General features: G+C 55.6%; 13 protein-coding genes and 1 pseudogene. 1 reads left to right on the plus strand and 13 read right to left on the minus strand.

Translation table 11 applies throughout. The annotated features are described in order from the left end of the window. Positions 1-26: 26 nt before the first annotated feature. The 9 genes from ABJF76_RS00515 to ABJF76_RS00555 form a co-directional block, all read right to left on the minus strand. Positions 27-1,124: an FAD-dependent oxidoreductase gene (locus ABJF76_RS00515; RefSeq protein WP_413820098.1), complete on the minus strand. Its 1,098-nt coding sequence runs from the start codon at positions 1,122-1,124 to the stop codon at positions 27-29. A gap of 22 nt (positions 1,125-1,146) precedes the next feature. Then, positions 1,147-1,665, minus strand: a complete 519-nt coding sequence (locus ABJF76_RS00520) for a rhodanese-like domain-containing protein (RefSeq protein ID WP_413820099.1) — start codon at positions 1,663-1,665, stop codon at positions 1,147-1,149. Between the two features lie 248 nt (positions 1,666-1,913). Next, positions 1,914-2,102, minus strand: coding sequence for a DUF2892 domain-containing protein (locus ABJF76_RS00525; RefSeq protein ID WP_413820100.1), 189 nt, complete (start codon positions 2,100-2,102; stop codon positions 1,914-1,916). A 65-nt stretch (positions 2,103-2,167) separates the two neighbouring features. Continuing rightward, positions 2,168-2,782, minus strand: a complete 615-nt coding sequence (locus tag ABJF76_RS00530) for a Crp/Fnr family transcriptional regulator (RefSeq protein WP_413820101.1) — start codon at positions 2,780-2,782, stop codon at positions 2,168-2,170. A 98-nt stretch (positions 2,783-2,880) separates the two neighbouring features. Then, positions 2,881-3,582, minus strand: coding sequence for an ABC transporter ATP-binding protein (locus ABJF76_RS00535; RefSeq protein ID WP_413820102.1), 702 nt, complete (start codon positions 3,580-3,582; stop codon positions 2,881-2,883). Next, positions 3,575-4,351, minus strand: a complete 777-nt coding sequence (locus ABJF76_RS00540; RefSeq protein ID WP_413820103.1) for an ABC transporter ATP-binding protein — start codon at positions 4,349-4,351, stop codon at positions 3,575-3,577. Before ABJF76_RS00540 ends, ABJF76_RS00535 begins: the two co-directional genes overlap by 8 nt. Next, positions 4,351-6,207: an ABC transporter permease gene (locus ABJF76_RS00545; protein WP_413820104.1), complete on the minus strand. Its 1,857-nt coding sequence runs from the start codon at positions 6,205-6,207 to the stop codon at positions 4,351-4,353. The genes ABJF76_RS00540 and ABJF76_RS00545 overlap by 1 nt, the downstream gene beginning before the upstream one ends. A 71-nt stretch (positions 6,208-6,278) precedes the next feature. Continuing rightward, positions 6,279-7,490 (minus strand): ABC transporter substrate-binding protein, encoded by a 1,212-nt coding sequence (locus ABJF76_RS00550; RefSeq protein ID WP_413820105.1) that lies wholly within the window; start codon positions 7,488-7,490, stop codon positions 6,279-6,281. Positions 7,491-7,520: 30 nt separating this feature from the next. Continuing rightward, a complete protein-coding gene (locus ABJF76_RS00555; protein ID WP_413820106.1) occupies positions 7,521-8,585 on the minus strand; it encodes a Rieske 2Fe-2S domain-containing protein in 1,065 nt (354 codons plus the stop codon). A gap of 206 nt (positions 8,586-8,791) precedes the next feature. On the opposite strand from ABJF76_RS00555, the gene ABJF76_RS00560 reads away from it, so the two are divergent. Continuing rightward, a complete protein-coding gene (locus ABJF76_RS00560) occupies positions 8,792-9,964 on the plus strand; it encodes an amidohydrolase family protein (RefSeq protein WP_413820107.1) in 1,173 nt (390 codons plus the stop codon). Here ABJF76_RS00560 and ABJF76_RS00565 read toward each other — a convergent pair. The 4 genes and pseudogenes from ABJF76_RS00565 to ABJF76_RS00580 all read right to left on the minus strand — a co-directional run. Next, complete coding sequence (locus ABJF76_RS00565; RefSeq protein WP_413820108.1) at positions 9,948-10,385, minus strand: MarR family winged helix-turn-helix transcriptional regulator; 438 nt, start codon at positions 10,383-10,385, stop codon at positions 9,948-9,950. The genes ABJF76_RS00560 and ABJF76_RS00565 overlap by 17 nt on opposite strands. A 57-nt stretch (positions 10,386-10,442) precedes the next feature. Beyond that, entirely contained in the window at positions 10,443-11,027 is a 585-nt protein-coding gene (locus ABJF76_RS00570; protein ID WP_413820109.1) for an amino acid synthesis family protein, read from the minus strand. Next, positions 11,024-11,605: an amino acid synthesis family protein gene (locus ABJF76_RS00575; protein WP_413820110.1), complete on the minus strand. Its 582-nt coding sequence runs from the start codon at positions 11,603-11,605 to the stop codon at positions 11,024-11,026. Before ABJF76_RS00575 ends, ABJF76_RS00570 begins: the two co-directional genes overlap by 4 nt. Further along, positions 11,598-11,968, minus strand: a pseudogene (locus ABJF76_RS00580) (UPF0280 family protein); the annotation flags it as partial. The pseudogene ABJF76_RS00580 and the gene ABJF76_RS00575, both read right to left, overlap by 8 nt.

Below are 11,968 nucleotides of genomic sequence, written 5' to 3' on the forward strand. Positions count from 1 at the left end.
CGGCCCAACCGTCGTGGCAGGTCAGGTCAAAACTGGTTCATAAAATCCCGGTCGATTTTGTCCTTGAGCCGCCAAACAAGATGCCCGGCAAAACCCCACCCCCGTTTTTCGCCAAAGGCCCGTTGGCCCCCCAGTGAAACCAATTTCAGATAGTCGGACTGAGGGTCGTAGTTTTCCAACGGCGCGCCCGATATCGCGTTGCGTAGGTTTTGCAAAACAATGGGCGCTTGGCGAACGGCGTAAACGCCAGCCTTGGGGCGTGGGTTATCGGTCATGTGCGCGCAATCCCCGACGGCAAACACGCCTTGGGCGCTTGATTGCAAAGTTCTATCCACCTTTATGAAACCGTCTTGAAGCGAGAGGCCGGTGTTCTGGACCCAATCGTGGGGCGTCGCGCCGGCGGCTCCGACAACAAAGTTGGCCTCGATCGTGGTCCCATCTGCCAACGTGATCCCTGTTGGCGTGATGGCGGTGACATTGATGCCCTCCATGACGTCAACGGAGTTCGCGGAAAGCTCTTTGCGCACGCGGCTTTGGGCCTTGTCGCTATTGGCCGAAAGGATTTGTCCCCGGTCCAATAGTCTCACGGACACGAGGTCGGTTTGATTGCGCAAGGCGAAGGCCATCGCCATCGCCAATTCCGCACCGGCAATGCCACCGCCAATGATGGCGACGCGCTTTGGCCCATCAGAAGTGCGAAACGCATCCCATTTGCGGGAGAATTCACCCAAAGGTTTTGCCGGAACCCCGTGTTCCTTGAACCCGGGCAACGCATCCATGCGCGACGTGATACCGATATCCACACTAGCAACGTCGTAAGACAGCGCGGTGCCGTTTTCGAGGTGAACCAGCTTTTGATCCGGATCCATCGACACCGCCTTGTTGTCGATCAGCGTGGCCCCGACTTTTTGCGCTAACGCAGCAAGGTCGATGTCCAGTTCACGGCGTGTGTAATGTCCGGCCACGAAACCCGGCAACATCCCAGAATAAGGGGCCGTCGTGCCCGGATTGATCACCGTAACATGGGCACCTGCAAGCGGTGCAGTTTTCAGCGCATGAAGAACAAGGGCATGGGCATGACCGCCGCCGACAAGAACGACGGATTTAGGTGTATTCTGTGTCATGTTAGGATCCGTTGTGTGGGGATCAAGCCAGCAAGACTTGGCCGTCGAGTTCCTGCGCAGTAGGTGCCCGCACAGGGAGGTCAGCTTTCAGATAACCCGGCCCGGCCCCGGACCCAAGCATGCCCTCGGGCACATCAATGATGTTTGCAAAACCATCTTCTTTCAAACGGGTGTCCATACGATCAGACCGCACACCGCGCGCGCAGATCAAAGCCACAGGCCTGTCGCCACTTTTTTCAAACAGGGTTCGCAGTACGGTTTCAAAATCGTCGCGCCGCATATCAAGTGGGATGGCAGGCACCGCGATCCCAGTTTTCTTCCATTCATCGGGGCGACGAATGTCGATCAGGTAAATGTCCCCCGCTTCGGCTTGAGCATAGGCATCCTCGACGCTCAACGCGCCATTGGCGGACACATCGGCAAAAATGTTGAACCACTTTGACGCAAAAACACCGCCCCCGGCAACAACAGCGGCGCCGCCGCCAAGGAACAGCCGCCGCGAAAGGTTGTTTGGAGCAGTTGGTTGTTCATGGTTGTTCATTTGCTTGAGCCTTTTCCTTTGGTGGTGTCGTGACTGTACCATACCACCTGCTTGCCTACGTGATGGGGCCAACGGGCTGTCGGAACAATTCAAATGTTAGCGATCCACATGACATTTGGTCAATGTTGCGAACCTCAACGGTGTTTGGAAGCCCCGTCCGCGGGGGATTTACGAAATGACCGTGGGCTTGATGGCCGGAAAGCTGACCACCTTGCCCAACAGCAATGTCACGTCCACAACCCGTTTCATCAGCAGTCTTGGCACGTCTTCAGGCCAAAGATGCGATAGACCGGGCAAAAGCTGACAAAGGCGGTGCCCACAAGAATAACGCCCAAGAAACCCCAAACGCCGATTGTACCCGTGATGGCCAAAAGGACCAGTAGGCCGCCAAGGACAAGGCGCGCGATACGATCCCAGTTTGCAAGATTGCGTGTCATGTTGTGTCTCCTTTGATGTGACACCATGTGACTAGCTGAAACCTAATGCCCGTTAAGTGACTTTGTCACACGTTGACCTGAACGCCATGCGTGCGCAGCGCATCACGGTCTAAAATAGTGACATTCCCGCGTCCGATCTTGATCCAACCGCGTTCCTCAAAGGCCTTCAGAGCGCGCGACACAACCTCGCGCGCGGTGCCCAGTTCTTGGGCGATCTCATGTTGTTTCATTTTGATTTCGGAAACGTTCGTCTTGGCAAGCCAACGGGCAAGGCGCAGGTCTGTGCGGTGCTCAAGCAGGTCGTCGATCACGTCGGTCAGTTCTCCGACCCTTTGGGCGAAACTGCGAAACACCAGTTCTTGAAAGCAGTTGTCGCTGCGCAAAAGGTTGCGGAATTTTGTTGGCGTGATCGCGATGGCTTTGACGTCGCCGTCTGCATAACCAAAGCCAGAATAGGGGCGATCCGACAGCAAACATGTGGTTGTCAGCACACAGCTGTCGCCCGCTTCGACCCGGTAAAGAACCACAGTACGTCCTGCATTGTTGGTCTGTTCGACGCGCACGACCCCTTCGGTCACGATCAAAAAAGCGCGGGTTTCATCGCCCGGCGCAAAAATCAACGACCCGTCGGGGACCGATAACAGCTCTCCTTGCGAAATATAGTCGACGAGTGTTTGCATCAGTGTTCCTTATGGCTTGCGCCATGGCCTGTGTCGGGGGGCTGAAGTCGTGGACTTTAACGCCTATGTGGTGGGTAGAGGATGATCGTCGCTTGTCTTTAAGTCGCCAAATAGGCGTCTCTGATGTCGGGCTGTGCGCTCAGTTCTGCCAAAGTGCCATAGAACTTTCGTTCGCCGCTTTCGATGATCACTGCGCGGTCGGCAACCACTTGGGCAAAGTGTAAATTCTGTTCCGACAGCAAGATCGTCAGCCCTTCGGATTTTAGTTGCGAAATCACTTTGGCCATCTGTTCGACAATCACTGGGGCGACACCTTCGCTGGGTTCGTCCAGCAGTACAAAAGACGGATTGCCCATCAGCGTGCGCGCAATGGTCAGCATTTGCTGTTCGCCCCCCGACAGCGCTTTGCCCCGGTTGTGGCGTCGCTCTGCGAGGTTGGGGAACAGATCAAACAGCATGTCCTGCGTCCAAGTGACCGCACCTTCGCGCGGGGGCTGCATGCCGACCACAAGGTTTTCAAGTACGGTAAGGTCAGTGAAAATACGCCGATCTTCGGGGACGTACCCAAGACCCATTTTCGCGATCTTATGCGACATCAGGTCCGAGATTTTGGTGCCTTGGAAGGTAATCTCGCCCGAGGCGGTTCGCACGATCTGCATCACCGATTTCATTGTCGTGGATTTGCCCGCCCCATTGCGGCCTAGCAGCGCGATGACTTCGCCTTTCGGAACCTCAAGGCTTAGGTCGCGCAATACATGGGCTTTGCCGTAGAAACTGTTGATGCCTTTGACTTCAAGCATGTGCTGTCTCCTCTGACCCAAATACGGTTCCACCACCAAGATAAACCTCTTGCACGGTTGGATTGTTGCGGATGTAATCTGCGTCACCTTCCGCAATAAGACGGCCACGGTTCAGAACCATGATGCGATGCGAATGGGCAAATACGACATCCATGTCATGTTCGGTAAACAGCACGCTCACGCCTTTGTCGCGCACGATATCGGCGGTTAATTGCATCAAAGCAACGCGTTCTTTGGGGGCCATGCCAGCGGTCGGTTCATCCATCAAAAGCACTTTGGGATCATGGGCCAGTGCAATCGCCAGCTCCATCCGTTTGAGATCACCATAAGCCAACACAGCGCAGTGGCGGTCTGCTTGGTCGGCCATATTCACCATATCCAACAGCTCTAGTGCCTCGGCGCGATAGCGTCGCGTGGCGTAGCGGAGAAACGAAAATACCTCGTTGTGATGTGACAGCAGCGCCATTTGCACGTTTTCAACCACGGTCATCGACGCATAGGTCGCAGTGATCTGAAATGTGCGGCCCACGCCTTTGCGCCAAACTTGACGGGGTTTCAGGCCGATGATGCTTTCGCCTGCCAACAGGACTTCGCCTGCGGTCGCTTTCAACTGGCCCATCAGCATGTTGAAACAGGTGCTTTTGCCCGCGCCATTTGGGCCGATCAGGGCCAGCAATTCGCCCTGACCAAGTTGAAAGGACACGTCCTCGACGGCGATCACAGCGTTAAAGTGCTTGGTCAGCCCGCGTGTTTCCAGAACTGGGTTCATCACTGATCCTCCACTTTGCGCAAGCCAAGCCGCTCAAGGCCTTTGATGAGGGACCCGACGATGCCATGCGGTGCTGCGATCACCACAAAGATGATCAAAACGCCCATGGCCAAGCGCCAGTATTCAAAGCGCAGCAATGCTTCTTCGATCCCTTTGAAGGCGGCCGCACCAACGACACCGCCCGCAAGCGTTTTGACGCCCCCTAAGAAGACGACAATCAGCGCATCAAAACTGCGCGCGATTTCCAATTCGTTGGGAAACACGCTGCCTTTTGAAAACACAAACAAGGCCCCGGCCAATCCGCCCATCAGCCCGGCAAAGCCAAAGGCGATCAGCTGCACTTTGCCAGTGTCGATGCCTGTGGCCTCGGCCTGCCGTTTGCTGTCGCGTGCGGCGCGCAGCGCATACCCAAAGGGCGAATGGGCGACGTGGCGCAATACGATGATACCTGACACAGAAAAGATAAGGGTGAAGTAGAAGAAAACGCTTGTGTCCTTAAGCCATTCGGCGGGCCAGATATTTACCAACCCGTCATCACCGCCCGTGACGTCGCCCCACTGGAACACAAGGCTCCAGATCAGCTGTGCAAAGGCCAAGGTCAGCATGGCGAAATAGACACCTGTGAGGCGCAAGCACACCCAGCCAATCGCCAGCGCGGCCAGCCCTGCACCAAGGGGGGCCAACACAAAGGCCAGTTCCATCGGTGTGTTAAGATGCGTCACCAACAGGGCTGCTACATAAGCGCCACCGCCATAGTAGGCCGCGTGCCCAAAGCTGACCATGCCCCCGGTGCCCAGCAAGAAATGTAAGGACGCCGCGAAAAGGCAAAAGATTAGTACATCGGTGACCAGAACCTGCGAAAAGGACGATCCATAAAATGGTAACAATGCCAACAGAACCAGCCCGGCCGCGACAATCATTCGCGTGCGGTTAGACGCAGGTTTGATGGGGCGTTCGGGTTCGCCGACTTGGCCATGCTCGCCGGCCACTTCTTCGCGCCCGAACAGACCATAGGGGCGCACCATCAGAACGATGATCATTACGATGAACATCAGGACAAGCGTGGATTGCGGCACGTAAGTGATACCAAACACATTCAACACTGAAATAATGACCGCCGCCAGATAGGCACCGGGCAGCGACCCCATTCCGCCAATCACAACGACGACAAAGACGGGGGTGAGGATATGGAAATCCATCAACAGGTCAGCACCACCTTTGGGCAGTTGTAACGCGCCACCCAATCCTGCAAGGGCAGACCCCAGCGCGAAAACACCGGTGAACAGCCAAGCCTGATTGACGCCTAGGGCGGACACCATTTCGCGGTCTTGTGTTGCGGCACGCACCAACACACCGACGCGGGTTTTGGTCATCAGATACCACAAAGACAAAGCCACAAAGGGCGTAATGACCAGCAATGCAATGTCATACTTCGGGATCGGTTCGCCCAAAATGCGGAACACACCACGCAAGCCGGGCGCGCGCGGGCCAAGCAGGTCTTCTGGCCCCCAAATAATCAAGGCAAGGTCTTGGATCACCAAAATAACGCCAAACGTGGCGACCAATTGGAATAATTCGGGCGCGCGGTAGACGGGGCGCAGCACCAGCATTTCGATCAGCACACCGACAAGGCCCGCAACCAGACCTGCCAGCAGAATAGAGCTCCAGAACCCGAAGCCGCCGGGAAGCACCTGCATAAAGGAATATCCCGCATAGGCACCGATCATATACAGCGATCCATGGGCGAAATTCACAATGCGGGTGACCCCGAAAATAAGCGACAACCCGCAGGCCACCATGAACAGAGAACTTGCGTTGGCAAGGCCCGTCAAAACCTGTGCGACGAAGAACTCCATCGGCTGCACCTTTCAAAAGATCAGGGGGAGGAGAAGAGCAGACCGAAGCACGCCGGTCTGCTCGTGTTCGCTTATTCAGATGGACGCAAAGCGCGGACTTCTTCATCTGAGGGCAGGTAGTCTGCACCATTTTTGAAGGTCCAGTCGACCATGACACCTTTGCCATCCTTCAGCGCGGTTTTACCAACATAAGCCCCGGCCGTGGATTGGTTGTCGATGGAACGATAAGTGACCTCACCCATCGGGCTATCAAAGGTCAGGTCCTCGAAGGCCGCGCGGATGGCTTCGGTTTCTGTTGAACCTGCCTTTTCCAATGCGGCGGCAATGGACTGCACGGTCATGTAGCCAACAAGCGATCCGATGCGGGGATAGTCGTCGTAGCGTGCTTGATACGCATCGACAAAGGCACCCGCTTCGCCGTCATTCAGGTCTTGCCAAGGATAGCCTGTAACGGTCCAACCCTCGGGGGCTTCGTCGCCGAGCGGGTCGATGTATTCGGGTTCACCCGACAGCAGGCCATAGACGTTGCGACCGTCAAAAAGACCCCTGTCGCCGCCTTCGCGCACGAATTTGGCCAAGTCGGGGCCAAAGGTCACGTTGTAGATCGCATCAGGCTTGGCGCGCTCAAGCGCTTGGACTTCGGCGCCTGCGTCAATCTTAAAGACACCGGGCCACTGTTCACCGACGAATTCGACGTCTGGTTTTAGCTTGATCAATGCGGCTTTGAAGGCGGCAACCGCATCTTTGCCATAGGCATAGTTGGGGGCGATGGTGGCGTAAGTCACATCATCGGTCTTTGCCGCTTCTTCGGCAAGCATTGCCGCTTGCATGTGCGTCGATGCGCGCAGGCGGAAGGTATATGGGTTGCCCGCAGACCAAACCAAAGCATCCGCAAGCGGTTCAGAGGCCAGATACACATAGCCCTTTTCCGCCGCGAATGATGAAATGGCGAGGCCGACGTTGGACAAGATTGTGCCTGTCAGCATGACGGCACCCTCGCGGGTCATCAGTTCTTCGGCGATTTTGATGGCTTCGCCCGGTTCACCCTGATCGTCGCGGAAAATGAATTCCAGCGGGCGATCTATTACGCCACCGGCGGCGTTGATTTCTTCGAGGGCCAGTTCGATCCCTTGTTTGTAAGGGCCGGTAAAGGCAGCAAGGCGTTTGTAGTGATTGATTTCACCGATGATGATCGCATCTTGGGCGGTTGCAGCGGACGCCAATGGCAGGGTGGCCATGGTGGCGACACTCAGCAGCGTTTTTAAAATTGTTTTACGTTTCATGTGATCCTCTCTGTTGCCGATTTTGTTGACTTAGTGCTGTTGAAAGACTGGGTTGACCGGCTCTCCCAGCTCTTCGACGGCTTCCGCTTCGATCAATTCTCGGATTCTTTTGCGGTAGACCGCTGGTCCTTTGTCAATTGCAATCCTAACAGGTTTGCGGGTTTGAGGACGCTGCTCTTCTTCATGCACGGCCTCTAGAATAGCGACGTCTTCGGCAAATGCGACCTCAAGTAAAGCGTCAATTTTGCCTGAAGCGGCATCTTCGCCAACTGCTGCGTTACGCAAGTGCATCCAGTGGTCGATTGTGTAATTTTCGTTCACTGGCGTCACGAAATGCAACGCAAATATGCGGACACCCCGATCGCGTTCCTCTTCGGGGCAGTTTTCTTTGGTATCGATGCTGCCAAAATCAATAACAGCAGTCGAGGGCAAGTGTAGATCGTAATAATGCCAGCGATCCACATGGCCTTCGAAGCCGCCAAATTCGCGAAAGAACCCAATGGGTGGTGCATCCCTGATCCAACGCCATGCGCGGATAACATCGCCCGACGTCGATACATGCACAGGCACGTTTTCGGATGCAGCATTGCCCAGTGTCGTTGGATGCACAAAGCTAACATGCGCTGGATCAACAAGGTTTTCAGCGACGTTTAGGTAGTGCGCTTTGATGTGCAATTGTCCGCCGTGGTGGATATGCCATTTGGGGTCAGACATCTCGGGGATATCAAAAATCGTTTCGGGTGTCGCAAGGGTCGGATCACCCATCCAGATCCAGACGATACCATGGCGTTCTTCAATCGGATAAGCGTGCACATTGGCGCGTTCGGGGGTGTTGTCTTGACCCGGGACGCGCACACAAACGCCCGCGCCATTAAACGTCATTCCATGATATCCGCATTGGATATTGTCATCGACCAGCTTGCCCTTGGATAGCGGCAACAGCCGATGCGGGCAGCGATCTTCTAGGGCCGTCAGCTTGCCTGTACTCGCACGATACATGACAATCCGTTGACCCGTGATTTCCAATGAATGTAGCGTGGCGTCAAAGCTTTTTGACCAACCGGCAACGTACCAACTGTTTCGCACAAAGTTCATTTTCGGATTCCCGTCTTGAACAACTCTTAATTATTGAGCGCGATGCCGCTTGAGTTGTCAAATATATTATCGCTTGTGCACTAGTGAATTTCCTAAAGCGAACCAATCGGTAAATCTTGCGCAAATACACAACAGGGTGGCCAAAGACGCTTGACCGAAACTTTGCCCTTATGCTTGTGTGCAAGTGAACAAGTATGGAGATTTCGATGGACAAGCTGGTCATTAGAAATATCGGTCAGATTCTGTCCGGAAAGCTCGAAGAGCCGATCTTTGATGGTGATTGCATGATCGCGATTGACGGAAAGATCCACGAATGGGGCTATGCCAAGGATCTTGATTGCGAAGGGGCAACGGTTGAGGTTGACGCACATGGTGTCACGCTTGCCCCGGGTTTGATCGACAGCCACGTCCATCCGGTCGTGGGCGATTATACACCGCGCCAACAGCAGCTGCATTGGATCGATTCCACGTTGCACGGTGGTGTGACCACGCTGATCTCGGCGGGCGAAGTCCATATGCCGGGGCGTCCCAAGGACATCGTTGGCCTTAAGGCGATGGCGATTGCATCGCAGCGCTGGTACGAAAATTTCCGCCCCTCAGGCATGAAGGTTCACGCCGGTGCGCCTGTCATCGAGCAAGGCATGGTCGAACAAGATTTCAAGGACATGGCGGATGCCGGGGTTAAACTGCTGGGCGAAGTTGGTCTTGGCACCGTTAAGGACGGCAAGACCGCAAAGGAAATGGTGGGCTGGGCGCGCAAATACGGCATGCAAAGCACGATCCACACGGGTGGCCCATCAATCCCCGGGTCGGGTTTGATCGATGCGGATATGGTGATCGAAACCGACACGGATGTGATTGGTCACATCAACGGCGGCCATTCTGCCTTGCCTGACGATCAGATCATCTGTCTGTGTGAAAGCTGCAAAGCGGCGTTCGAAATCGTGCACAACGGCAATGAACGTGCCGCCGTTCTGACAATCAATACAGCGCGCGAACTTGGCAAGTTGGATCAGGTGATCCTTGGCACCGACGGCCCTGCGGGATCGGGTGTGCAGCCGCTGGGTATTTTACGGATGATCGCGATGCTATCAGCTTTTGGAAATGTTCCTGCCGCCGAAGCGTTCTGTTTTGGGAACGGCAATACGGCACGGCAACGCGCATTGGACACGGGTCTTATCGAAAAGGGCTATTGCGCGGATTTTGTTCTGCTTGATCAGGCGCAACACGCACCGGGCAAGACGATGCTTGAATCCGTTGAGCTGGGCAATTTGCCCGGCGTCGGCATGACGATCATTGATGGGGTGATCACGTCGGAACGGTCGCGCAATACGCCTCCGGCGCAATCGTTGCCCGAACGCGTTACGACAACTTCTTAAGCAGGTCGAGAAATCGTTTTTGTTCGGCAGGTTTCAAAGGTGATAGCGTCGCGGCACTGATGGCCGCGCCATCTGCATGCAGCTTTTCTATCATCTCTTGCCCAGCCTGCGTCAGCGACACAATCGAGCGGCGCTTGTCATTGGGGTCGGGAAGTGTTTCCAAAAGTCCTTTTTGGCGCAACCGATCCACGACCCCTTTGACGGTGGCCGTGTCCATCGCGGCCAAACGCCCAAGATGGTTTTGTGACACCTGACCGTGTTCCGCCACACGCATCAAAGTAGAAAACTGTGTAGGCGTCAGATCCTGAGAGATGTGTTCCTGAAAGATCAACGCATGGCGCTGACTGGCAAGCCGCAACAGATAACCAACTTGGTCATCCAACAGATAGCTGCTTGCCCCGTCTTCGTTCTTTGGTTTCATACCCATACGCCATTCTAGTGCGGCGCTGGGATGATACGCAAGATCACGCGGAACAGATTAGCGCAGGCCGTCTTTGCCCTCGGCGTCGTCATGCGTCAAACCACCGACGCGCGGCAAGGGCCGCCCGCTGTCCGTAACGGCAACCGCGACCATGATTTCGTTGCTGCGTGGCGCGTCGTTTAGGCAGACTTCGATCCCGTCGAAATGGCTGCGCACATAGGCGGCGTCCTTGTGGCCCAACGGTACGTCCAACACTTGGCCCGGACTGCCCATCTTTTTCGATGACGGCACAAGGGCCGCACCTTTTTCGACTTCAGTCCGTAAAGGTGCGCCAAGCTTGGGATGTAAGATCGCGGCGGCATGTTCCAATTCGCCATTCTCACCCACCATGGCGGACTTGCCATAGCTTTCGGCCTCTGCGGGTGTGATCCCAAGCGCTTCGACGCATTTGCGCCCCAACAAGGTGCCAAGGTCGGCGCCGATCTCCATCAGCTGGGATAGGTCTTCTGTATAGGTTCCGGCAAACGGGTTTTCGATGACGGCGACGGCGACCGCCTTGCGCGTTGCAGGGGCAATCGGACGACCCATTTCAATATGTGTTTCTTCGATGTTTACCGCAATTTTTCTGATCTTCGCGCTCATCGCAGACCGTCCTTTCCAATGATGTCTTTGGCATCCAAGCCACCCGCACGGTTGTGGATCCGAGCACCCGTGCTCATGACCAGAACCAGGGCCATTTCATGCGCTTTGGGCGCGTCATTTAAACCGACTTCGATCGCGTCGAAATGGCCACGGACATAAGATGCGTTAATGTGCGTGATCGGAACATCAAGCCGCCCACCGACGCCGACGACCTTTTTGGTCGATGGGACAATCGCATTTGAATTGTCCAAAAGCGCGCGCATGGCATAGCCGCCGGGGGCGTGCCAAAGCGCGCCATGCTCCAACTCTCCGTCTGCGCCGACCAGCGCGCCTTTGCCGTAGCCTTCGATCTGATCTGCGCCGCCCAGCATTTCAACCAAGCGGGTCGCCATCTGTAAACCAAGTGGTTTGAGGTCTTCCATGAACCATTGAATATCGGGTTCGTACCGGCCCGCGAATGGGTTGGTGATGACAGCAATCCCAGCCGCGCGACGCAAGGATTTGGTCGGCGTGGGGCCGCCTTCGTGAAAGATCTCTTCGACGGAATAGGCGGTCTTGCGGATGGATAAGTCAGGCATAAAGACGCTCCGGGTGTTTGGCTTTAAGGAACTGCGGGTTCGTGGTGGCTACGTGACCTTGCAGGAAAAGCCCGGCGGCGGAAATCAGGTTTTGCGCCTGAAATTGTGTCGCGCGGTTTTTTCCAGACAACAAGGCGGTTTGGCAATCGATCAGCGATAAGGGGGCGCAATCTGTGACGACAGGTCGTGTGCCCAGATCACTGTCATCGACAAGGTCATGGGCGGGCTTGCGGGTGATTGCGGCATGGTCCGGTAAATCGACCGCATTGGCAATCAAGGTGGCGGCCACATCCGCGCGGGCGGCTGTGGTGGCCAGCACTGTTACACTGTCGGCAACCCCAAAGCTAAGGCTGCGACCATGCC

It is taken from the genome of Tateyamaria sp. (genome assembly GCF_039940735.1).
Lineage (GTDB): Bacteria > Pseudomonadota > Alphaproteobacteria > Rhodobacterales > Rhodobacteraceae > Tateyamaria.